The 23,134-nt window shown below is 40.8% G+C and carries 20 protein-coding genes; 19 read left to right on the top strand and 1 reads right to left on the bottom strand.

From position 1 onward, the window contains the following. Window positions 1-181 precede the first annotated feature (181 nt). The 4 genes from pepD (at window position 182) to F8M42_RS09660 (ending at window position 4,412) form a co-directional block, all read left to right on the top strand. Entirely contained in the window at window positions 182-1,639 is a 1,458-nt protein-coding gene (gene pepD, locus F8M42_RS09675) for a beta-Ala-His dipeptidase (protein ID WP_182186318.1), read from the top strand. Window positions 1,640-1,645: 6 nt separating this feature from the next. Beyond that, on the top strand, window positions 1,646-2,782 hold the full coding sequence (locus F8M42_RS09670) for an acyltransferase (protein WP_182186316.1): 1,137 nt from the start codon (window positions 1,646-1,648) through the stop codon (window positions 2,780-2,782). Window positions 2,783-2,869: 87 nt separating this feature from the next. Continuing rightward, a complete protein-coding gene (gene rpmB / locus F8M42_RS09665; protein ID WP_182186314.1) occupies window positions 2,870-3,064 on the top strand; it encodes a 50S ribosomal protein L28 in 195 nt (64 codons plus the stop codon). Window positions 3,065-3,170: 106 nt separating this feature from the next. Further along, window positions 3,171-4,412 carry a methionine gamma-lyase family protein gene (locus F8M42_RS09660; RefSeq protein WP_182186312.1) on the top strand — a complete coding sequence of 414 codons (1,242 nt, stop codon included), beginning with the start codon at window positions 3,171-3,173 and terminating at the stop codon, window positions 4,410-4,412. A gap of 67 nt (window positions 4,413-4,479) precedes the next feature. Here the strand turns inward: F8M42_RS09660 and F8M42_RS09655 are convergent, their stop codons facing one another. Then, window positions 4,480-6,105 carry an SGNH/GDSL hydrolase family protein gene (locus F8M42_RS09655; RefSeq protein ID WP_182186310.1) on the bottom strand — a complete coding sequence of 542 codons (1,626 nt, stop codon included), beginning with the start codon at window positions 6,103-6,105 and terminating at the stop codon, window positions 4,480-4,482. A gap of 291 nt (window positions 6,106-6,396) precedes the next feature. Between F8M42_RS09655 and mfd the strand changes: the two genes are divergently transcribed. From mfd to infB, 15 genes are all read left to right on the top strand, one after another. Then, entirely contained in the window at window positions 6,397-9,687 is a 3,291-nt protein-coding gene (gene mfd / locus F8M42_RS09650) for a transcription-repair coupling factor (protein WP_182186308.1), read from the top strand. A gap of 13 nt (window positions 9,688-9,700) precedes the next feature. Continuing rightward, window positions 9,701-11,149, top strand: coding sequence for a bifunctional methyltransferase/pyrophosphohydrolase YabN (gene yabN, locus F8M42_RS09645; protein ID WP_182186306.1), 1,449 nt, complete (start codon window positions 9,701-9,703; stop codon window positions 11,147-11,149). Between the two features lie 155 nt (window positions 11,150-11,304). Continuing rightward, entirely contained in the window at window positions 11,305-11,577 is a 273-nt protein-coding gene (locus F8M42_RS09640; protein ID WP_182186304.1) for an HU family DNA-binding protein, read from the top strand. A gap of 61 nt (window positions 11,578-11,638) precedes the next feature. Further along, window positions 11,639-12,382, top strand: coding sequence for an SDR family NAD(P)-dependent oxidoreductase (locus tag F8M42_RS09635; RefSeq protein ID WP_182186302.1), 744 nt, complete (start codon window positions 11,639-11,641; stop codon window positions 12,380-12,382). Window positions 12,383-12,485: 103 nt separating this feature from the next. Then, a complete protein-coding gene (gene recA / locus F8M42_RS09630; RefSeq protein ID WP_182186300.1) occupies window positions 12,486-13,580 on the top strand; it encodes a recombinase RecA in 1,095 nt (364 codons plus the stop codon). Beyond that, window positions 13,564-14,016: a regulatory protein RecX gene (locus F8M42_RS09625; RefSeq protein ID WP_182186299.1), complete on the top strand. Its 453-nt coding sequence runs from the start codon at window positions 13,564-13,566 to the stop codon at window positions 14,014-14,016. The genes recA and F8M42_RS09625 overlap by 17 nt, the downstream gene beginning before the upstream one ends. Before the next feature lie 216 nt (window positions 14,017-14,232). Next, window positions 14,233-15,738 (top strand): IMP dehydrogenase, encoded by a 1,506-nt coding sequence (locus F8M42_RS09620; RefSeq protein ID WP_182186297.1) that lies wholly within the window; start codon window positions 14,233-14,235, stop codon window positions 15,736-15,738. A gap of 138 nt (window positions 15,739-15,876) precedes the next feature. Then, a complete protein-coding gene (gene thyX, locus F8M42_RS09615; protein ID WP_182186296.1) occupies window positions 15,877-16,566 on the top strand; it encodes an FAD-dependent thymidylate synthase in 690 nt (229 codons plus the stop codon). Window positions 16,567-16,592: 26 nt separating this feature from the next. Further along, window positions 16,593-17,507, top strand: coding sequence for a 23S rRNA (guanosine(2251)-2'-O)-methyltransferase RlmB (gene rlmB / locus F8M42_RS09610; RefSeq protein WP_229711325.1), 915 nt, complete (start codon window positions 16,593-16,595; stop codon window positions 17,505-17,507). 16 nt (window positions 17,508-17,523) lie between these two features. Next, window positions 17,524-18,075: an NYN domain-containing protein gene (locus F8M42_RS09605; protein WP_182186294.1), complete on the top strand. Its 552-nt coding sequence runs from the start codon at window positions 17,524-17,526 to the stop codon at window positions 18,073-18,075. 176 nt (window positions 18,076-18,251) lie between these two features. Next, on the top strand, window positions 18,252-18,698 hold the full coding sequence (locus F8M42_RS09600; RefSeq protein WP_182186292.1) for a ribosome maturation factor RimP: 447 nt from the start codon (window positions 18,252-18,254) through the stop codon (window positions 18,696-18,698). 25 nt (window positions 18,699-18,723) lie between these two features. Next, the gene (gene nusA / locus F8M42_RS09595; RefSeq protein ID WP_182186290.1) at window positions 18,724-19,833 is read left to right on the top strand and encodes a transcription termination factor NusA; all 1,110 of its coding nucleotides are present in this window, start codon (window positions 18,724-18,726) and stop codon (window positions 19,831-19,833) included. 15 nt (window positions 19,834-19,848) lie between these two features. Then, the gene (gene rnpM, locus F8M42_RS09590; protein ID WP_182186289.1) at window positions 19,849-20,124 is read left to right on the top strand and encodes an RNase P modulator RnpM; all 276 of its coding nucleotides are present in this window, start codon (window positions 19,849-19,851) and stop codon (window positions 20,122-20,124) included. After that, window positions 20,117-20,428 carry a L7Ae/L30e/S12e/Gadd45 family ribosomal protein gene (locus tag F8M42_RS09585; protein ID WP_182186287.1) on the top strand — a complete coding sequence of 104 codons (312 nt, stop codon included), beginning with the start codon at window positions 20,117-20,119 and terminating at the stop codon, window positions 20,426-20,428. Before rnpM ends, F8M42_RS09585 begins: the two co-directional genes overlap by 8 nt. Window positions 20,429-20,453: 25 nt before the next feature. Further along, window positions 20,454-23,117 carry a translation initiation factor IF-2 gene (gene infB, locus F8M42_RS09580; protein WP_182186285.1) on the top strand — a complete coding sequence of 888 codons (2,664 nt, stop codon included), beginning with the start codon at window positions 20,454-20,456 and terminating at the stop codon, window positions 23,115-23,117. Window positions 23,118-23,134: the final 17 nt, after the last annotated feature.

Genomic DNA, 23,134 nt, shown 5'->3' with positions numbered 1-23,134 from the left:
ACAAAAATCCTTCAACAAAATATAATTTTTATTGATAAATATTTTGCAATAATAGTAAATTACTATAATGAATAAGATTCAATAAAATTTTTTAATATCCTTTTTTTATCGCAAATTCGTTGTTTTTTTATATTTAATTTGTTAGGATATAAGTTATAGCATTTATTAGGAGGCATTTTAAGTGGATAAAAATGTTATATTAAAATCAGTTTTGACTGAATTTGAAGGTTTGGCGAAAATTCCCCGGCCATCAGGTCATGAAAAACAGGTGAGTGACTATTTGGCTGCGCGGCTGCGCCGCATGGGGCTTAAAGTGATTCAAGATGAGTATAATAATATTATTGCAGATAAAAAGGCCGCTGCAGGTTTTGAGCATAAACCACTCATACTGCTGCAAGGGCACATGGATATGGTATGTATAGCTGAGGCTGGCGTTGATTATGATCCACTGCACGATTCAATAAAGATACATAATGATGGGAAGTTTTTATCAGCGGCAGGAACAAGCCTTGGAGCTGATGACGGTATGGGAATTGCCATCATACTATATGTTTTGGCACAGGATTTTGTGCATGGACCGCTGAGGGTTATTTTCACCGTTGATGAGGAACAATCGATGACCGGGGCGCGCGGCTTGGATAAAAAATATTTAGACAATGTTAAATATCTGATCAATTGTGATTCGGAAGATTACGATATGGTTACGGTGGGCAGTGCCGGTAATGTGCGGATTGCGATGGAAAAGCAGGTCGTATGGAATAAACCGCAGGGAAATTGTGCACTGCATATTGGCATAAAGCATCTTTTGGGTGGTCATTCCGGTACAGAAATCGGGCGGAATCGCTGTAATGCAATAAAAATATTGGGCTTTATTTTGGAAAACCTGATGGAAAAAAATATTCAATTTTCTTTGGCTGATATGAACGGTGGTACAGCCGATAATGCAATAGCTGCACAGGCATCGGTAAAAATAGTCTGCGATGCGGCAGACAGACCGGCAATTGAGCAGACTTTGTCCCAGATGAAACAAGGATTTCAGGAAATATATGGGGCAACAGAAAAAAATGCCGTATTTGTTTTTGAACAGACGGAACTGCCTGATAAGGTAATTGATGGCAAATCTACCGAGGCGCTTATCGCACTTTTGTGCATGGTACACAGCGGCGTGTACGCTATGTCGGAAAAAACAGCGCAGCTGCCCAAATTATCATCAAATATCGGGCGTATGAACATTGCAGATGACAAGATAACAGTTCATGTATTATCAAGAAGCGCTACTAACGCATCACTTGCTTTTATTAAAACGGCACAGCGGTTATCAGCGGAATGCAGCGGCTTTAAAGCGGTGCTTTCACCTACTTCTCCGGCTTGGAACGGCGATCCTGACAGTAAGCTGGTAAAATTGGCCGGACAGGTATTTACCGAACAAAATGGCCGTCCAATGAAAGTCGAATTTATTCATGGCGGGCTTGAATGCAATTATTTTGCTGATAAAAACAATGTGATAGATATCATATCGATTGGCCCGACTAATATTGATATTCACACACCACAGGAAAGGCTGCAGCTTGATACAGTCGTACCGCAGGTATTATTGGTGCAGACTTTGATTGGACGACTCGCTGCAGAAGGTAAATAAGCCGTAATGGATAAAGCCGGAGCTTTAAAAAAACCGCGGATAAATGCCATCGAGTATATGCGCGGCATATCTATGCTGGGAGTTATTGGTATTCATGTAGGATCACAGTATATTGTAAATGCAGCTGCAAATATCCATTTGGTGGCAGTTTTTGAAATTTTTACAAGATTTTCCGTGCCGATATTTTTTTTCATTTCAGCATTTGGGCTTTTTTATAACCTGGATATAAACAAGTCACTTAACTATAAAAATTTTATGAAAAAGCGTGCCAGGACGGTCATCGTTCCTTATGTGGCATGGTCATTGCTGTATGTGGTATTTTATGTTTGGCGTTACCATGCTTTTTCCCTTCTCAATCCACTACAGCTGCTCAGTATGCTGTTTTTTGGCACGGCTTGTTATCAATTGTATTTTATGGTGATACTGATCTGGTTTTATCTGCTTATGCCACTGTGGAAATACATGGTGAAACATAGCAGCTGTATAAATTTGACAGTGCTGCTGGTGCTGCAGATAGCATTTGACTACTATTCAAGTTTTGTTATGAATCCATATGGAATTGCCAATCCGGTACTGCGGGATTTATTGGTTTACCGACTGAATTATTGGGTACTGCATTATATATTCATATTTGTTTTGGGCGGTTATCTGGCAGTCCATTACGATGATTTTAAAATATTTATGAAACATTATCGCCTGTCGATCGCAGCATTTTTCTTTGTGTCATTATTAGGTCTGCTGGCATATTATTACTACTGTCTGTTCATAGAAAATTATACTGTTTTGGAGGCTATTAACACGGCCCATCAATTGTCACCGGCAGGAGTGTTTTATACGATCGGGGCCAGTATATTTTTGTTCAGTGAGTTTTATAATTGTAAGTTACCGCGGCTATTAGAAAAGGCTTTTTCTCTATTGGGACGTCATTCATATTTTGCCTATTTGTGCCATCCGGTTTTTATTGCCTTGTTGGCAGCTGTTATGGTTAAACTGAATATGGTAATGACGGCTTATAACAGTATAGCATTCTATTTGGGCACAGTCGTTTTGTCTGTTATCGCAGCGGCCGTTTGCCGATATTTTTCACAAAAATATTGGCCGATTTTAAATGAATTGACCATTGGTGTGTATGCAAAACGATAAATAAATATTGCTTTTTTATCGAATTTATGATATATTATTTTTACTGTGTTTTGACTAACTTGTGATAATTAAGGAGGCGTATTATAGATGGCAAGTGTTTGTGAAATTTGTGGTAAAGGTGAAATGGCAGGTATGAATGTCAGCCATTCTCATTTGAAAACTAAACGCAAATGGAAACCTAATATTCAACGTGTGCGTGCAGTAGTGGATGGCGAAGTAAAACGCATCAACGTTTGCACTCGTTGCCTGCGCACCAGCAGCAAAGTTCAGCGTGCTAACTAATATACGCGCTCTTACGTTTAGCTTGAGCCCTTATCCAGCAGGATAGGGGCTTTTTCTATGGGGTGTAAAGTTAAATTGCTATAGTAATGTTGATAAAGGAGAAAATATGTTTTCTGAAAAAATAATCCAGGCTAAAAATACTGCGCTGCAGGAATGTGAAAAGTACTTTGCGGGGCCGGATAATACAGCGCAGCACAACACCTTGAAAATATTAAATGCTATGCGTCAGGTGAAAGTATCGGATGCACATTTTAATACATCGACCGGGTATGCTTATGATGATATCGGACGCGGTAAGTTGGAAGAACTGTATGCGGCTGTATTTAAAACCGAAAAAGCGCTTGTTCGGACTCATTTTGTCTCTGGTACTCATACGTTGTCAACTGTGTTGTTTGGTATTTTGCGGCCTGGTGATGAAATGGCGGCAGTCATGGGCGCACCTTATGATACTATGCGCACCGTTATTGGTTATGAAAAAGCTGCGGCAGGGTCTTTGAAAGAATTTAATATAGGATATCGCCAGGCCGAGCTTACCAAAGACGGACATGTCGATTATGATTCGGTGAAGCGCTGCATCAATGCAAAAACTAAATTGGTTTTAATACAGCGCTCACGTGGTTATAGCATGCGGCCGACACTCACGGTGGATGAAATTGGAGCGATATGTGATTTTGTTAAAAGTATAAAACCGGATTGTATTTGTTTTGTTGATAATTGTTATGGAGAATTCATTGAAACCAAAGAACCAACTGAAGTCGGTGCCGATATCATGGGAGGATCTTTGATAAAAAACCCGGGTGGTGGCATTGCTCCTACCGGTGGATATATTGTCGGACGAGAAGATTTGGTAGATTTGGCTTCATATCGATTGACGTCACCTGGTATGGGTGGAGAACTCGGGGCGTCACTTGCCAATAATCGACTGTTATTCCAAGGCTTTTTTCTGGCTCCGCATGTAGTGGCTCAAGCAGTGAAAAGTGCTGTTTTTGCCGCAGCATTTTTTGCCCGCCTTGGTTACATTACGGCACCGCGGCCAAATGATAAGCGTGGTGATATAATTCAGGCAATAGAATTGAAAACCAAAGAAAAATTAGTTGCTTTTTGTCGCGGTATACAAAAATATTCACCGGTGGATTCATTTGCTACACCTGAACCCTGGGATATGCCGGGATATGCTGATCAGGTGATAATGGCAGCAGGAACATTTGTACAGGGAGCTTCTATTGAATTAAGTGCTGATGGACCGATGCGTGAACCATATAGTGTTTACATGCAGGGAGCACTTACTTTTGAACATGGAATAATTGCTGCTATGGGAGCGGCTCAGGAACTGGAAGATCTGGGTTAAAAATAAAGCCGCTGACTAATTTTGCCAATGATGGCACATAGTCAGCGGCTTTTATGGCAAGAAACTGCTAAGGAGTCGATTCAGACCAAATAAATAAGTTTTTGTGCTGATTTACTACTGTTCCCATTATTTGTTTACCGAGTAAATCAGGATGAAGGCCATCCGGGGAATATTTTTCAGATAATTGTCCGGATGAATCAGTAAGGTAAGGCGTCAGATCGATATAATAGGGTAATGTACGGATGTACATATTGACCTGCTGCTGTTTTTTCCACCAGGCAGGATCAGTGGTGACATTGAATGTAGACTGTATATTGGCCGGATTAAGCGGCGGCAGAGTCATGAAAACCGGACGGATATTATTTTGTTCACATTTGATGCGAATAGCGGCAAGATCATCAATTATCATCTGCGCAGAGATGCTTTCATCGCGCAGGCTGTTTGAACCGCACAGTATTAGCAGATTACGCGGTTTAAAAGGAAGGACATCATGGTCAAAACGTTCCAGTGATGTGTGTGATGTGTCACCGCTCCTGCCGAGATTTATTGTAGGAAAGTCCAGATAAGTTTGATAGCTGTATTCGATATTGGCCGGTGAATACGATATATTGCCGCCGCCGTGTGTGATGCTGTCGCCAAAAGTAGCAACATCGACACTGCGTTCGGCTGGTGGTAATATATGCATTTCCTGTGTATCGGACCAGGTTCCGATGGTGTTGCCGGCATCATCAATGCCCCTGACACGCCAATAATATGTACCAGGTTTAATATAAGGCTTGGGATCATAACAGCTGAAAAGATTGTAAACGGTAAGTGCCTCCAGACGATTTTTAGAAGGACTGGTGGTATTTTGTGCTGTCGGTGGATGATCAAGTATTTCCACTTCGTAACGTTTGACATTGAGCAAGGGAATCCAGTGATATACCGGATAGAGCGGTACCTGTGCGTCTGGAAGAGTATCGTATGAATCAATCAGGGGCTTTTGTGGGGAAGAAGCATGCTTGTCAACATATATTTGACGGGCATCAGAAAATATGCCAATAGGGTTGCCGTGGACATCAAGTGCCCGTATTCGCCAATAAAGCTTGGGTGAATCCGAATATGGTGAAAGATCAACTTGGCAGCCATGCGTAAAAATTTCGTGCGTGCTGTATAGATGATTACTGGTGGAAAGTTTTGTTCCATTGGGATTATCCGGCAGTCCGGATAATATTTCCAATTCGTATGAAACTGCGTTGGGAACGGTATGCCAGGTTAAAAAGGGCCGCTGGCTGGCAGGACTTTTTTGTGTGTAGTCAGTGAGCAGTATTGGCTTGAGAGGATTGGCAGTGAAACGAGGATTACCGGTCAGTGGTGAAGGTGTACCAATCATGCCGAACATACCATGAGCCTTAATTTGATAGTATACGGGTGTGACCGCAGGAGGAAGTTTGTATTCGTTATCAAAGGAAAAATCTCTCTTTAGCAGATGGTAAGGTGAATCATCGGTAAGGCTGTCGGGATTTTTGGCAAATATATCAATTTCATAATAACAAGGATAGGGGAATCGCTGCCAGCTGATAATAGCAGCGTTTTTAAATTGGATATTCCAAGGAATATTTTTTAGTGCGAGTACATCAGTTTTTTCTGTTAAAAAGATGCAAACCAATGTAAAATATAAAATGATGAAAGCAAATGCTATGAATTTTTTCATGGTACGGCCTCAAATTTGTAATAATTACGGAAAATTAGCTGAGCCAAAATTGGATGATAAAAACAAATATAAAAAACAAACTATAAAAATACATTTTAACACATTTTACCGGTGAAATATATTTTTTACCGAATTTAGCAAAATAATTTATATAGACAGAAAATTGTCTACAGCGCATAAAGTTTACTTGACGATATTTATTTAGCACATTATAATAAAAACCATGCGCCCAGGGACTATCAGGAATATATTTTGGTAGTCCCCTTTTGGTTTGGGCAAGGGGAGACGATTATGAACATCATTTTTGATAAAATTTCAACTGACCCGACAGTGAAAAAAATATTGAGCTCTTATGGCCGGGATAAAGGGCAAAGTTATATATATGGGATATCTGGCACTCAAAAGCATGTGATAGCTGCGGATTGTTATTTGCAAAAACCGAAAATGACAGTTATCATCTGCAGCAGTAATGAAGCTGTTGAAAGCTGGCTGGATGATTTGGCGGGACTTTTGCCCAATGATAAAATTGTTGAATTGCCGGCACTTGACGTGGTAAGTGTTTCGGCTACGGCAAAGAGCATGGAGCTTACAGGAAAACGCATGGAGATATTGGGCCGCCTGACTCATCAGGAAGATCCGCTGGTAGTTATTGCTAATGCGGCCTCGACAGTGCAAAAAAATTTATCGAAAGCTGATTTTGACAAATATAGTCTGCAGGTAAAAATTGGTGCCGAAATAGAACGGGAAGATTTGCTGCAAAATTTAGTCAAATTAGGCTATGAATCCATCGAACAGGTGGAGCATATGGGGCAATTTAGTCAGCGCGGCGGTATTGTCGATGTATTTCCGATTAACGCTGCGGAACCCTTTCGTATAGAATTTTTTGATAATACAATAGAATCGATCCGGGTTTTTAGTTTAGAGTCACAGCGTTCCGTAAAAAATATCAGTACAGTGACGATAATGCCGTTAGCACCGACCGGTGAATCAAATGAAAAGGCAGTATTTTTGTCATACTTGCCAAAAAATTCTGTCGTATTGATTGATGAACCATTGCGGATTCGTGAGGATATCAGTGCTATGGTTCGGGAAACACCGGAAATAAAAGATGAAATTTTTTCCTGGGACGAGATAGTGGCTGCCGCCAGTAAAAATAATATATTGTATTATTCATTAATGCTGCAAAAAATACCGGCGGCTGAACCGGATGAAATGATAAGCATGACTGTAAAAGCAGTTGCTCCGTTTCAAAAGCAGATCAAGCTGTTGTGCGATGAATTAAATAATTGGCTGGAAGATAAAAATGACATAATAATTGTAATGGATGACGAGCAAAAAGCCGAATATATGCATGACATATTAAATCAGCACAAAATTCCGGCTAATTTTTCACGCTCAGGAAAATTAACTAAGGGATTAGTATGTATTGTGACGGGCAGTTTATCTAATGGATTTGAATTCCCTAACGCACATACAGTAATCATAACGGAAAAAGATATAATGGGGCGTCAGAAAAAACGTTCAATAGCCCGCCCGGCCAATAAGGGAGAAAAAATAACTCATTTCCGCGATATCAATGTTGGTGATTATGTTGTGCATATTAACCATGGTATCGGTAAATATCTTGGGGTAAAAACAATTACCGTTAATGGGATACATCGGGATTACCTTAATATAAAATACGGCGGCGACGATAAATTATTTGTGCCAATTGATCAGGTACATTTGCTGCAGAAATATATTGGCAGTGAAGGTGATGTACCGCATCTCAGCAAAATGGATGGTATAGCGTGGAATAAAGCTAAAGCAAAGGCAAAAGCCTCAGTTGAAAGAATTGCCAAGGAACTTGTTGAACTTTATGCGTCAAGAAAAAGCAGCAAAGGGTATGCTTTTCCACCGGACACACCGTGGCAGCAAGAATTTGAGGAAGCCTTTCCCTATGAAGAAACACCGGATCAGCTTGCTGCTGTTAAAGAAATAAAAGCTGATATGGAGCAAGAAAAAGTGATGGATCGGCTATTATGCGGTGATGTCGGTTTTGGTAAGACCGAAGTGGCCATGCGGGCAGCTTTTAAAGCAGCTATGGATGGTAAGCAGGTGGCAGTATTGGTACCGACAACAGTATTGGCACAGCAGCATTTTCAAACCTTCAGCGCCAGATTTGAAGGCTTTTTGCCAACAGTCGATGTAATCTGCCGGTTCAGAACTCCTAAAGAACAAAAAAATACTTTGGAAAAATTAGCTGCCGGACAAATTGATATACTTATCGGAACACATAGTATTTTGAATAGTAAAAAAGTTAAATTTAGTAATTTAGGCCTTTTGATAGTTGATGAAGAACAAAGATTTGGTGTCAAACAAAAAGAAAAAATCAAAAAAATGAGTAAAAATATTGACGTTTTGACGCTCAGTGCCACACCTATACCCCGCACATTGCATATGTCTTTGGTCGGCGCACGGGATATGAGTGTGATAGAGACGCCGCCAAAAGAAAGATTTTCCATACAAACCTATGTCATAGAAAATAACGATACAATTATCAGTGATGCGATCCGACGGGAAATGCGGCGCGGCGGCCAGGTATATTTTATTTATAATCGTGTCGAAAGCATTGACAAAATGTATTTAAAACTGACAGATATGCTGCCTGAAGCCAGAATCAAAGTAGCTCACGGGCAGATGTCTGAAATACTGCTGGAAAAAGCGATGATGGATTTTTACGAGGGAAAGTATGATGTATTGTTGGCTACCAGTATTATTGAAAATGGACTGGATATAGCTAATGCTAATACTATAATTATTTACGATGCTGACAGGTTTGGTTTATCACAGCTATATCAAATGCGCGGCCGGGTAGGACGCTCTAAAAATATGGCATTTGCTTATTTTGTTTATCAAAGGGATAAGGTACTTACTGAAACTGCCGAAAAACGTCTGCAGGCCATAAAGGATTTTGCTGAACTGGGGTCAGGTTTTAAGATAGCTATGCGGGATTTAGAAATACGCGGCGCCGGTAATTTACTTGGAGCTCAGCAGCATGGACATGTTGCCAGCGTCGGTTTTGAAATGTACTGCCGCTTATTGGAAGAAGCCGTTGCACAGCTGGGCAGCGGTAAAAATATAGAAATACAAGAGGAACCACTGATTGAAATAAAAGTTGATGCTTATATTGATGGTGAATATATAGATGATGCTATGCACAAGATGGAAATATATCAAAGAATTGCTGCTTTGCGCAATGATACTCAGCTGCTTAATCTGAAAGAAGACATGGAAGATCGCTTTGGGAAACTGACACTGCCTGTTGCTAATTTATTGCAGATTGCCGGTATAAAAAATCTGGCTCGTGATATGGGAATAAAATCGATAGTAGAAAAAAATGATCGGGTCGAATTTACTTTGCTGCCTGACCATAAAATAAAGGCTGAAAATTTGCTGCTCATGCGTAAATACTTGGGCGGGCTGATAAAGTTTCAAAACGAACACAATTGTGTGCAGCTTAAATTGACTCAAAAAACATTGGATAATCCACTGGCTATTATTATTCGTACACTCAAGAGAATGGCTGGAATAGCCGCATAAAGAAGGAGAAAAAATGGGAAGCATAAATATAATTGGTCTGGGACCATCAGACGGCGGCTTGATAACAAAAGAAGCGTGGAATTTATTGTCATCAGCTAAACCGTTGCGCTTACGGACAAAGTATCATCCTGCAGTCAGAGCTATCGAAGAAGCCAAAATCAATTTTATATCGTATGACTGCATGTATGAACAGCAGGAATCATTTGATGCTGTATATGCAAAGATAAGCGAGTCAGTGGTTAATTGTGCAGCAGCAGGAGAAGAAGTGGTTTACGCAGTGCCTGGCAGTCCATTAGTCGCAGAAGAAACCGTTACACTCATTCGTGCGATGGCCGCTAAAAAAAATATAAATATCAAGATTTATCCGGGTATGAGTTTTCTGGAGTTATTATATGCACGATTGGAAGTTGACCCGATAAATGGAATGCTGGTGACTGATGCACTGGCTTTGGGACAGCAGCCGTTTGACACGTCGGTAGGAACTGTTGTAACGCAATTGTATGATGCGCATACGGCATCGGAGGTAAAGCTGACTTTGATGGACAGCCTGCCGGATGATTATGAAGTAATATTACTGCATCGACTGGGATTGGCAGATGAAAAAATAGAACGCATGCCGCTTTATGAAATTGACCGGCATAAAGAAATTGATTACCTGACAAGTTTATATGTGCCAAAACAATCGACTGGGCAGAAAAGTTTTACATTGACACCATTAATGGACATTATAAAAAGATTGCGGGAACCGGGCGGCTGCCCGTGGGATATAGTTCAGACGCATAAATCGCTGCGCCGTAATCTGGTTGAAGAGGTATATGAGGTAATAGAGGCTATTGATATGAATGATCCGACACTTTTATGTGAAGAATTGGGTGATTTATTGATGCAGGTGGTGTTTCATGCCCGGATGGCGGAAGAAACAGGCTTGTTTAGCATGCAGGACGTTGTTGATGGAGTCACGGCCAAATTGGTTCGTCGTCATCCGCATGTCTTCGGTGATGTCACAGTGAAAGATGCCGGCGAGGTTTTAATGAATTGGGAGGCTATCAAACGACAGGAGAAGCAATATAGAAAATCAGTGCTGGACGGGATACCAAAAGATCTGCCTTCCCTTATGAGCGCATATAAACTGCAAAATAAAGCATCTAAGGTTGGGTTTGATTGGCCGGATATTAAACCGGTATGGGAAAAGCTAGCCGAAGAAATAAAAGAGCTGCAGCAGGCAGCAGCCGGCAGTGATAAGTCGGCTGTCGAAGAAGAATTGGGGGATGTTTTGTTTACTGTGGTGAATTTATCACGCTTTTTGCAGGTGGATGCGGAAATGGCGCTATTGACCAGTAGTAGAAAATTTCGTCAACGTTTTTCCTATGTGGAAAAACAGGTAAAAAAAAGTGGCGGAGATTGGAAAAGTTTTTCTCTGGATCAATTAGATGATTTTTGGAATACAGCTAAAAAATTGTAAGTGTGCGATTTAAATCTAGTGGATAAAATGCGGAAAAAGCAGTTTTTTTGTGATGAAAATATAAAATTTTTATAAATTTTGCAGATAAAAAAAGGAAACAGGCAAGTTATAGCGAATTGAAAGTATCGTGATAAAATCAAAAGGAGGTTATATCAGTGAATAAATCCGAATTAGTGGCCAGTGTTGCAGAACAGGCTGGTTTGACAAAAAAAGACGCAGAAAAGGCAGTTAATGCTATTTTTACCAGTGTACAAGATACTTTAGTAAAAGGTGATAAAGTACAGGTGATTGGCTTTGGTACTTTTGAAGTAAGAACCCGCGCTGCCCGTAAAGGTCGTAATCCTCAAACCGGGGCTGCAATCGAAATCCCTGAATCGAAGAATCCTGTATTTAAAGCAGGTAAGGCATTGAAAGATGCTGTAAATTAATTTACCGATTATCTACGGAGCCTGAGATATCTCAGGCTCCGTATTTTTTTAGGAGTATTATATGAAAACTGTAATTATAACAGGCGGCACCTCCGGCATAGGATTGGCGACAGCAAGATTGTATCTGGAAAATGGGGATAGAGTAATAGCTATAGGACGTTCACAGGAAAAATATGAAATGGCTGCCGCTGCATTAAAAAAATTTACTGCCCAATACCATTTTATAGCAGCTGATGTAAAAGAATGCGGACAATGCCGGGAAGCTGTGAGACAGATAGAAAAAAATTTTATACAAGTGGATATTCTGATCAATTCAGCAGGCATGTATCAGGAAAAACCGATTGATGAGGTAGGGGAAGCTGATTTTAATGAAATGATGGGCATTAATATAAAAGGCACATATTTTATGTGTAAATATGTGCTGCCACTATTAAAAAAAAGCAGACAAAACCCGGCTATTGTCAATATATCATCTGATGCCGGCATCAACGGCAACTATTTTTGCACATTGTACTGTGCGGCAAAAGGAGCGGTAACTGTATTCAGTAAAGCTTTAGCTTTAGAATTGGCCGGCTTTAAAATCAGGGTGAATTGTGTATGCCCAGGAGATATTGATACACCGCTGACGCGGGCACAGTTTGCCGGAAATGAGGCCGCAGCCAAAGCTGCGGCTGAACTGTATCCATTGGGACGGATCGGCACGGCACAGGAAGCGGCCGATGTTATTTATTTTCTGGCATCAGAAAAGGCTTCCTTTGTTACAGGTGCAGTTTGGAGTGTAGATGGTGGACTGACTTCGTGTTAAGAATTATTTATGACTAAATTCACTTTTCTTTATTTTATATTGCTTTTATAGTTTAACTCAGGTATAATCAATCTATAGAAGAGAAAGGCTGGTAGGGTAATTTATGGAAAAAAATCAAGGCTTGGACAAGGAAAAAGCTTTAGAAAATGCGCTGAAACAAATCGAACGTGATTTTGGCAAGGGTGCGATTATGAAGCTGGGGGAAGCCGCCGTGAACATGAATATTGAAGTTATTCATACAGGTAACCTGGCACTTGATCTGGCACTTGGTGTCGGAGGCGTACCGCGTGGCAGGATTGTTGAAATATATGGACCAGAGTCATCCGGTAAGACAACTGTAGCACTGCACATTATAGCCGAAGCACAAAAAACAGGCGGCACAGCGGCATTTATTGATGCTGAACATGCGCTGGATCCTGTTTACGCAAAAAGATTAGGTGTCGATATAGATGAGCTGCTTATATCACAGCCTGATAATGGTGAACAAGCTTTGGATATTGCCGATGCCTTAGTGCGCAGCGGGGCAATTGATGTGGTTGTCATCGATTCGGTAGCCGCATTAGTACCAAAGGCTGAAATTGAAGGTGAAATGGGTGATTCGCATGTTGGTTTGCAGGCGCGATTGATGTCACAGGCGATGCGTAAGCTGACCGGTTACATTAGTAAATCACGTACGACAGCAATATTTATCAACCAGATACGTGAAAAGGTCGGGGTAATGTTTGGCAGCCCGGAAACAACTACCGGCGGACGCGCCTTAAAGTTTTATGCAACTATTCGCCTTGATGTACGTAAGATCGACACAATAAAACAAGGCAATGACGTAGTCGGAAATCGTACCCGTATCAAGGTCGTGAAGAATAAAGTCGCACCACCGTTCAAACAGGCTGAATTTGATATTATGTATGGTGAAGGCATTTCACGTGAAGGTAATGTTATTGACTTGGGGACTAATATGGAGATTGTTGATAAAAGCGGTACATGGTATTCATATGAAGGAACAAGGCTGGGACAGGGCAAAGAAAATGCCAAGCTGTTCCTGAAGGAAAATCCTCAAATGTGTCAGGAAATAGAAGATAAGATAAGAGCAAAAGTAGCGCCGGCAGCAGAAACAGAAGCAACGGGGAAAAACGGACAGGGAAAGGAAAAGGTAGCTGGAACAACGGCCAAGGCGACAGCGGATGACAGTAAAAAGTAATAAATCGGCGCTGGTGAAAGCAGTGGACTATTTATCAGTGCATGATTATTCTGTAAAACGTCTGCGTGACAAGCTGCATCGCTGTGGTTATGAAAAAGCAGAAATTGATGCTGCCTTGGGAAAATTATTGCAGAAAGGTTATTTGAATGATGCGGCTTTGTGCAAGAGCATGAGCCGGGTTTATATCGTGGCAGGCCGTTACAGTGTTTTGGAAATTAAATATAAACTGCGTTCAAAGGGTTTTTCGTCTGACGTGATAGCCGATTGCCTGGATGGCGACTTGGCTGAATACGAAAAAAAAGCAGCCTGCCGGGCATTAAAAATACATTTCACTAAAAAGCAGGATACCGGTAAATACATGCAATATCTTTATCGAAAAGGTTTTTGCTCAGCAAGTATTGCTTATGCAACAGAAAACTTTACTGCCAGCACATAAATTTATCAAAAAGTGATTATATATGCAGAAATAATACAAAAATATAATGACGCAGGAGATAGAAATTCTTATAACGTACAGCTGTAAGAAAAATTGACTCCGATTACAAAACTGCTGTTGTTCACACGGCAGTTTTTTACTATAATGTGTTGACAAGATATAAATAAAGGTACTATTATTTATACTAATCAAATTTAGGTAAAAGGAGAATGTAACGTGGCATATTTTTTTAAGGAACCAGCGCACACTTTTGGCGAATATTTATTAGTTCCCGGTTACTCATCTGATAAGTGCATTCCGGCTAATGTTTCTTTGAAGACACCATTGGTGAAATTCAAAAAGGGAGAAAAGGCAAAGCTGAGCCTGAATATTCCAATGACTTCGGCAATCATGCAGGCTGTATCTGACGATGCGATGGCTATTGCCCTGGCAAAGGAAGGCGGCGTATCATTTATTTATGGTTCGCAGTCAATAGTAAAACAGGCCGGGATGGTAAGCCGGGTAAAAAATTATAAGTCTGGTTTCGTAAGCAGTGATTCTAATATTAAGCCCACTACGTCACTGGGAGAAATATTGGAACTAAAAGATGAAACGGGACATTCAACAATGGCTGTTACTGAAGACGGTACGGCTAATGGAAAGCTGGTAGGGATAGTTACCAGTCGTGATTATCGCATAACCCGGATGCCTATGAATACAAAAGCTGCGGAATTTATGACACCGTTTGATAAACTTGTCTATGCCAATGCCGAAACAACGACGCTGTCTTCTGCCAATGATATGATCTGGGACAACAAATTGAATATGCTGCCGCTCGTGGATAAAAATCAACGTTTGCGCTATATGGTCTTTCGTAAGGACTATACTGACAACAAGGAAAATAAAAATGAACTCATTGATGATAAAAAGAGATATCTTGTCGGTGCGGGGATAAATACTAGGGATTATGCGGAACGTGTACCGGCATTGTTAAAGGCCGGTGCGGATGTGCTGTGTATTGATTCCTCCGAGGGATTTAGTGAATGGCAAAAAATAACTTTGCAATATATTCATGAACATTTCGGTGAAGATGTTAAAGTTGGGGCCGGTAATGTCGTTGATGCAGAAGGATTTCGTTTTTTAGCTGATGCCGGTGCTGATTTTGTTAAAGTGGGTATTGGTGGCGGTTCAATCTGTATCACACGTGAAACAAAGGGGATTGGACGCGGACAGGCAACAGCGGTAATTGACGTTGCCCATGCCCGTGACGAATACTATAAGGAAACCGGTGTCTATATACCAATTTGTTCTGACGGCGGTATTGTCCATGATTATCATATGGGTATGGCCTTGGCAATGGGAGCGGATTTTATGATGCTGGGAAGATATTTCTCGCGATTTGATGAAAGTCCGACTAACAAGGTGCGGATAAATGGAACGTATTATAAAGAATATTGGGGCGAAGGTTCCAATCGAGCCCGCAACTGGCAGCGTTATGATATGGGTGGCGATAAGAAACTGTCATTTGAGGAAGGCGTTGATTCATATGTACCATATGCCGGCTCTCTGAAAGATAATGTTGATTTGACTTTAAGTAAATTACGCTCGACGATGTGCAACTGTGGAGCTTTGAATATCAAGGAATTCCAAACAAAAGCAAAATTGACACTGGTATCCTCAACAAGTATTGTTGAAGGCGGTGCCCATGATGTTATTTTGAAAGACAAATTTTCTCATGAATGATATGCAGATTTAAAACAGCATATTTATCTGTGTTAAAAAGGTTTAGTAAAATTTTATTTGTAAAGTATAAATTGATGCTATAATAAAGGCAGCCGTTGTCGGTAAACGATGGCTGCCTTTGATGAATGGAGGTTTTTTATGAAAGTAAAGCTTATAGACTATACACCGGAGCCGGAACGTACTGTGGCAATGGCAGCTCGATTGTGCTATTCATCGGTGGGGGCAGAAAAATTAGAAGAAAAAATGACGGATGACCAGGTGGAAAAGCTTGTCGGGAAAATTGTTAAGATGGGTCATGCTTCTACGTTAGAACATGCTAGTTTTACCTTTGCTATTGAAGGGGTTTCACGTGTACTTACACATCAGCTGGTGCGCCATCGGATTGCTTCTTATTCACAGCAATCACAACGTTACGTAGCTGAACATGATTTTGAATATATAACACCGCCGTCGATTGCTGGAAATGAACAGGCCAGGCAGCAATTTGAAAAAATGATGCAAGAGGTACGTAAGACATATGATATATTGACCGGCTTGAAGATTCCTAAGGAAGATGCCCGCTATGTTTTGAGTAATGCAACTGAAACCAAGATATTAGCCACCTTCAATACCCGCTCGTTGCTGCACTTTTTCTCATTGCGTTGTTGTCAGCGAGCCCAGTGGGAAATAAGGGCAATGGCTTATATGATGCTCAAAGAAGTAAAAAGCGTTGCACCGCTGTTGTTTAAGAATGCAGGTGCTTCTTGTGTAGCGACAGGGGTGTGTCCGGAGGGCGATATGACATGCGGCATGTTTGATGAGATGATAAAATTGCGTGAAAATAATTAAGAATAAATGGCTGATTGGGAGAAAAAATGACAGGTAATAAGAAAAAATTCGCAAAAACGGAACAGAAGAAAAATAAAATGTCCCAGACATTCACCGGCGGCAAAAAAAAATATAAAAAAGACATGGGGAAATTAAATAAAAACAAGACGGCTTCATTTAAGTCCCAAAAGCAGGTAAAAGATCCTGCAGCACAGGCACAGGAAATATCACCGGATATTTTAACAGGCCGCAATGCTGTACGGGAAGCATTAAAAAATGATCGACCGATAAATAAACTGCTGGTGGCGGAGAATGCCCATGGCGGATCAATTCAGGAAATAATAGGATTGGCCAGACAAAAAAAGGTTATTGTACATACAGTAAGCCAAAATAAAATTAATGAACTTGGTGGTACCAGCCATAATCAGGGGATACTGGCTTATACACCGCCGGTTGACTATGCTTTGCTGGAAGATGTATTGGAAGATATTAAACAAAAGAAGGAAACACCGTTTTTCCTGATCCTGGATGAAATAGAAGATCCGCATAATCTCGGTGCAGTCTTACGTACTGCTGATGCAGCCGGTGTTCATGCAGTGATAATCCCTAAGCGTCGCAGCTGCCCTCTTTCTTCTACAGTGGCAAAAGTATCGGCCGGTGCAATAGAATATGTACCCGTGATCCGCGTCAATAATATTGCCCAGACTCTGATAGAATTGAAAGAAGCTGGTTTTTGGATCGCCGGAGCTGATGCTTCTGCCGAAACTTTTTATTATGATGCCAATTTCAAAGGGGCATTGGCTATCGTCATCGGCAGTGAAGGTAAGGGTATTGGACAGTTAGTGCGTCAATCCTGCGATTTTCTGGTAAAAATTCCAATGTATGGAAAGATAAATTCACTGAATGCATCTAATGCGGCAGCCATCCTCATGTATGAAGCGCTGAAACAGCGCATGCTGTAAGGGAGGCCGGATTGGTATGATCATCAAAATGCGGGCCCAATTGATTGTCGATGGTTATAATGTCATAAACTGCTGGCCGGAACTGTTAGGTTCCAGTAATGATTTGGAACATGCCCGCGACAAATTGATTCATATTTTATTAGAATATGGTGCCTATGAAAAATATGATGTAACTCTTGTATTCGATGCCTTATATACAAAATCAGCGCAATCTTATGAGCAATTGAATGAGCATTTTGAAATAGTTTATACCAAGAAAAAAGAAACGGCAGACAGTTATATTGAGCGTTTGGCATATCGATCGGTACGTGAAGGCCGGGAAGTATTTGTCGTGACTTCGGACGGTGCGGAGCAAAGTGCTATTTTAGGTGCCGGAGCCTATCGTGTAACGGTCAAGGAATTAGGACGGACAATTAAAAATACTAAGAAAAAACTTCGTAACAGTTATGTAGTAAATGATGGAAATACAGCAGGTTATTCGCGGCGCAGTGAAATAGCTGACCGAATTGAGCCCGCTGTTTTAAAAAAACTTAATATTTTGCGTAAAAAACATTATAATAAAAAGTGATCGACAATGTAAGGTGATTAAAAAGTTTAAAATTTGTGATATTAATGGTTTATATCAGTTTACATTTTTTACATTTGATGGTATAATATATATACCAATTTAAGCGTGTATTTTAAAGAGTGGGTGCAAACCCACTCTTTAGTATTATAAGCAGTATCACATTTTAGGAGGGGCAAATGAGCGGACGAATAGAAACTGAAGCAGAAAAACTGGTACAGAATTTACTGGCAGATACGGAATACGAATTTGTTGATTTGGATTATATCAAGGAAAAAAATTGGTACCTGAGGGTTTTTATTGATAAACAGGGTGGCATTGATTTGGATGATTGTCAAAAAGTAAGTCGTTTTCTTGATGAAGCTATCGAGAAAGTCGGTTTAATAAAAGACAGTTATATTTTAGAAGTATCTTCGCCGGGATTGGATCGTTTGTTAAGAAAAGATCGTGATTTTGCACGGGAAATGGGCAAAGATGTTGATGTTGTGACTTATGCACCGCTTAACGGCAAGAAGGAATTTACCGGTAAACTTACCTCATTTGATGATAAGACAATAACGTTGAATGATGCATTGTCAATTTTACGGACACAATTGGCATCAGTCCGTTTGCATATAGATTTTTAAATTTGGATTTTAGGAGGATATTAATTTGGCTACCAAAAATAAAGGCTTTTTAGATGCCTTTCGTGAAGTCGGCAAGGAAAAAGGAATATCATTGGAAGTGTTGTTTGACGCAATTGAAGCGGCACTTATTTCTGCGTACAAGAAAAATTTTAATTCGGCACAAAACGTAAGGGTAGCACTTGATCGCACCACAGGTGAATTTAACATATACGTGGTGAAAAATGTTGTTGATGAAGTAAAAAATGATGTCACAGAAATTTCTTTGGCTGATGCACAAAAAATTCATCCTGATTATGCAGTCGGGGATGTAATTGAAGAAGTAATAAAACCAGCTAATTTTGGTCGTATTGCGGCACAAACAGCCAAGCAGGTCGTAGTACAGCGAATCCGGGAAGCTGAACGCAATAATATTTTTGAAGAATATTCTGAACGGGCCAATGACATCTTGACTGGTGTTGTGCAGCGAATGGAAGGTAAAAATGTAATAATTGACCTTGGCCGCACTGAAGCACTATTGACACCGGCGGAGCAGATATCCACCGAAAACTATACACCAAACGAAAGATTGAAATTATATATAGTTGAAGTAAAAAAGACCACTAAAGGCCCGCAGATACTTTTATCGCGTACCCATCCCGGATTGTTAAAGCGCCTTTTTGAGTTAGAAGTTCCTGAAATAAGTGATGGTTCGGTAGAAATCAAATCAGTAGCCCGAGAACCGGGAATGCGCTCGAAGATAGCTGTCTATTCCAAAGATGAAAATATAGATCCGGTCGGTTCCTGTGTTGGACAAAGAGGTCTCAGGGTACAGGCTGTAGTTGACGAACTGCATGGTGAAAAAATTGATATAGTAAAATGGAATCAGGATCCGGCCAAATACATAGCCAATTCATTAAGTCCGGCCAAAGTGGTTTCAGTAGCGGTGAAGGAAGATGCCAAGATTTCTAAGGTCATAGTGCCGGATTATCAGCTGTCACTGGCGATTGGCAAAGAAGGGCAAAATGCCCGACTGGCTGCAAAACTGACTGGCTGGAAAATAGATATAAAAAGTGAAACACAGGCAGAACAAAACGATCTTGCTGATGGAATGGAAGTAGTACCGGTAACCAGCGAAAAATCGTTTTCCGTTGATTAACAGGGGAGGGTAACCATGACCGCAGGAAAGAAAATACCGCAGCGAATGTGCGTCGGCTGCCAGACGGTTCGTAATAAACGTGAAATGATAAGAGTAGTGAAAAGCCCTGAAGGTGAATTTTCAATAGATAAAACAGGGAAAAAATCAGGCAGGGGCGCATATATCTGTCCAAAACGGGAATGTTTGGAGGCAGCAATAAAAGGCCGCAGACTGGAAAAATCATTCAAATGTTCACTTGATAAAGAGATATATGAAAAACTGAGGGCAGATTTTGGAGAAGCAGGTGGATAAAATTCAACAAAAATTGGTTAATCTGCTGAGTATGGCTGCACGGGCTGGTAAGATAGCTTCTGGAGAAATGGCTGTCAGTAAAGCAGTGGAACGAAATGAGGCAGTACTCATACTCGTGGCGGAAAGCTCTGCAGAAAAAACCAGGGAAATTTATAATAAAATTGCCGGAAAACATGCGGTGCCGTTGATTTTTACAACTGTGGATAAGGAACTACTTGGAAATAGTGTCGGTAAAAGTGAGCGTGCCGCAATAGCAATATGTGACAGCGGCTTCGCTGCGGCAATAAATAAAATATTAAGGTGACATCAAGTTAAGCGGGGGTGGATCGATGTCCAAATATAGAGTATATGATTTAGCTAAAGAATTTAATACTGACAGTAAGACGGTTTTGAATATATTGCGTGGTAATAATATAACCGTAAAAAGCCATGCCAGCACCGTTGGTGATGATGAACGCAGACTGGTGGAAAACAAGATAGCAGCAGCGAAACAAACAGTGTCAGTGAAGCAAATAGCACCAGTAAGAACGCAGCAAATTAAGCAATATGACGATGCAGCACATAAAACAACTGTCGCAGGTGATGAGAAAAGGGAAAAAGGCAGTAAACCGAAGGCTGGTTTGCCGAATGATTCCAAGACAAACAGCAGCACAGCTGCAACGCATAAAACCCAGTACCACGAAAAAAAACAATTGCATAGGGGTAATGATAAGATAAAAACTACAGCTCAACATCAAACAGATACCGTAAAAATCAATAGAAGCGGCAATCAACATCAAAGTGGCGAAAAATCGCGTACAGTTAATAATGACCGGCCTAATAGAACTACAGAACAACGCCGGCCCCAGCAGTCTGCCCAACAACATAGAAATCCGGTAAAAGACAGAACAGCGGCCGGAGACAGCAGTATGCACAGAAGTCATCATAATGACAATACTGGCAATAGCAGGCCGGGAAACAATATCCGAACCAGCAGCAGTACCGGAAATACTGGTAATAGAAGTACCGGAAATACTGGTAATAGAAGTACCGGAAATACTGGTAATAGAAGCGCTGGTAATACTACTACTAACAGGGGCAATAGCAGCAACAGAGGTAACACCAATCGTCCAAACCAAAATAGACACAATAATCAAAGCGGCGGACAAAGCTTTAATTCACATCGCAATAATGGCAGAAAAAATTGGCGCGGTAACAGAAATAACAGAAACCATCCAATTCAGCAGAAACAAGAAATAATCCGTCCTAAAATAATCAAGGTCGGCGAAAGTATTTCTGTCAAGGAACTAGCCAGTAAAATGACTTATACAGTGACCGATGTCATCAAGAAATTAATGACGCTGGGAATAATGGCGACAATTAATCAGGAAATTGATTTTGATACAGCTGTATTAGTAGCGGCAGAGTTTAATATAAATGTCGAAGAACTGCCGCCAGAAGTCGATTTGACGGAAATACCGGAAATTGAAGATACAGCCAGGGATTTACGGCCTCGTCCGCCTGTAGTTACAGTTATGGGACATGTTGACCATGGTAAGACATCACTACTTGATGTAATAAGAAAAACTTCGGTAACATCAAACGAAGCCGGTGGGATAACACAACATATTGGTGCTTATCAAGTTATGTGTAAAGATAAGAAAATTGTATTTCTTGACACACCAGGTCATGAAGCTTTCACGGCAATGCGGGCGCGTGGTGCTCAGGTAACAGATATAGCTGTACTGGTTGTAGCAGCCGATGACGGTGTAATGCCGCAGACACTGGAAGCTATAAACCATGCTAAATCAGCTAAGGTACCAATCGTTGTGGCAATTAATAAAATAGATAAACCTGGTGCGAACCCCGAACATGTAAAACAACAGCTGGCTGAACATGAACTGATTGCCGAAGATTGGGGCGGTGATACTATTATGGTGCCGGTTTCGGCTAAACAGAAGCTTGGCATAAATGATTTATTGGAAATGATTCTGCTTGTAGCTGAAATGCAGGAATTAAAAGCTAATCCTAACCATGATGCACGCGGAGTAATTATCGAAGCACAGCTTGATAAAGGACGCGGTCCGGTCGCCACAGTGCTTGTACAAAATGGAACACTTCATATTGGTGATTCGATTATCGCTGGCACAGCTTTTGGCAAGGTCCGTGCTATGATCAATGACCGCGGTGAAAAGATCAAAAAAGCCGGTCCGTCGGTACCTGTTGAAGTGTTGGGCCTGTCTGATGTACCGGAAGCAGGCGATGAAATGGCTGCTTTGGACGAACATTTAGCTCGTACCATTGCAGAAAAACGCGTTGAAAAACAGCGCACCGAATTGATTAAAAATAAAAAAGTTTCTCTGGATGACTTATTCCAACAGATAAATGAAGGCAATATAAAAGATTTGAACATCTTGTTAAAAACTGATGTTCAGGGTTCATTAGAAGCGTTGAAGACTTCGTTGCTGGGTCTGAATAAAAGTGATGAAGTACGGGTAAATATCGTCCATTCCGGTGTCGGCGCGGTAAATGAGTCTGATGTAATGCTGGCCTCAGCATCTAATGCGCTTATTCTGGCGTTTAATGTGCGGCCTGACAGCAATGCCAGAAAGCTGGCTGATACAGAAGATATAGATATACGCACATACCGAGTCATTTATGAAGCAATAAATGATATTGAAGCTGCCATGAAGGGTATGCTGGCACCTAAATTTAAAGAAACAATTCAGGGCAAAGTGGAAATACGCCAGGTCATGAAGTTCTCAAAAGCTTTGGTAGCCGGTTCATATGTGTTGGAAGGCAAAATTACTAACACATCAAAGATCCGGATAGTCCGTGATAATATTGTTGTACATGAAGGTCAACTTGAATCACTGCGCCGCTTCAAAGATGATGTGAAAGAAGTTTCGGCAGGCTACGAATGCGGTATTACCATAGAAAACTATCGTGACTTTAAAGAAGGCGACATAATCGAAGCCTACATCATGGAAGAAATTGCACCACAGAGTTTGTAATCAGTTGACACAGAAGG

The sequence above is a fragment of the Pectinatus frisingensis genome, from assembly GCF_014076555.1.
Lineage (GTDB): Bacteria > Bacillota > Negativicutes > Selenomonadales > Selenomonadaceae > Pectinatus > Pectinatus frisingensis.
Note: the sequence above shows the minus strand (reverse complement) of the source record. Positions and strands in the feature narration are given on the sequence as shown.

Bases quoted from the DNA above. Each gene is read 5' to 3' on its own strand.
- F8M42_RS09670 (WP_182186316.1), top strand. From the start codon at position 1,646: ATGGATAAAGCCGGAGCTTTAAAAAAACCGCGGATAAATGCCATCGAG.
- rpmB (WP_182186314.1), top strand. From the start codon at position 2,870: ATGGCAAGTGTTTGTGAAATTTGTGGTAAAGGTGAAATGGCAGGTATG.
- F8M42_RS09660 (WP_182186312.1), top strand. From the start codon at position 3,171: ATGTTTTCTGAAAAAATAATCCAGGCTAAAAATACTGCGCTGCAGGAA.
- F8M42_RS09655 (WP_182186310.1), bottom strand. From the start codon at position 6,105: ATGAAAAAATTCATAGCATTTGCTTTCATCATTTTATATTTTACATTG.
- mfd (WP_182186308.1), top strand. From the start codon at position 6,397: ATGAACATCATTTTTGATAAAATTTCAACTGACCCGACAGTGAAAAAA.
- yabN (WP_182186306.1), top strand. From the start codon at position 9,701: ATGGGAAGCATAAATATAATTGGTCTGGGACCATCAGACGGCGGCTTG.
- F8M42_RS09635 (WP_182186302.1), top strand. From the start codon at position 11,639: ATGAAAACTGTAATTATAACAGGCGGCACCTCCGGCATAGGATTGGCG.
- recA (WP_182186300.1), top strand. From the start codon at position 12,486: ATGGAAAAAAATCAAGGCTTGGACAAGGAAAAAGCTTTAGAAAATGCG.
- F8M42_RS09625 (WP_182186299.1), top strand. From the start codon at position 13,564: ATGACAGTAAAAAGTAATAAATCGGCGCTGGTGAAAGCAGTGGACTAT.
- thyX (WP_182186296.1), top strand. From the start codon at position 15,877: ATGAAAGTAAAGCTTATAGACTATACACCGGAGCCGGAACGTACTGTG.
- rlmB (WP_229711325.1), top strand. From the start codon at position 16,593: ATGACAGGTAATAAGAAAAAATTCGCAAAAACGGAACAGAAGAAAAAT.
- F8M42_RS09605 (WP_182186294.1), top strand. From the start codon at position 17,524: ATGATCATCAAAATGCGGGCCCAATTGATTGTCGATGGTTATAATGTC.
- F8M42_RS09600 (WP_182186292.1), top strand. From the start codon at position 18,252: ATGAGCGGACGAATAGAAACTGAAGCAGAAAAACTGGTACAGAATTTA.
- rnpM (WP_182186289.1), top strand. From the start codon at position 19,849: ATGACCGCAGGAAAGAAAATACCGCAGCGAATGTGCGTCGGCTGCCAG.
- infB (WP_182186285.1), top strand. From the start codon at position 20,454: ATGTCCAAATATAGAGTATATGATTTAGCTAAAGAATTTAATACTGAC.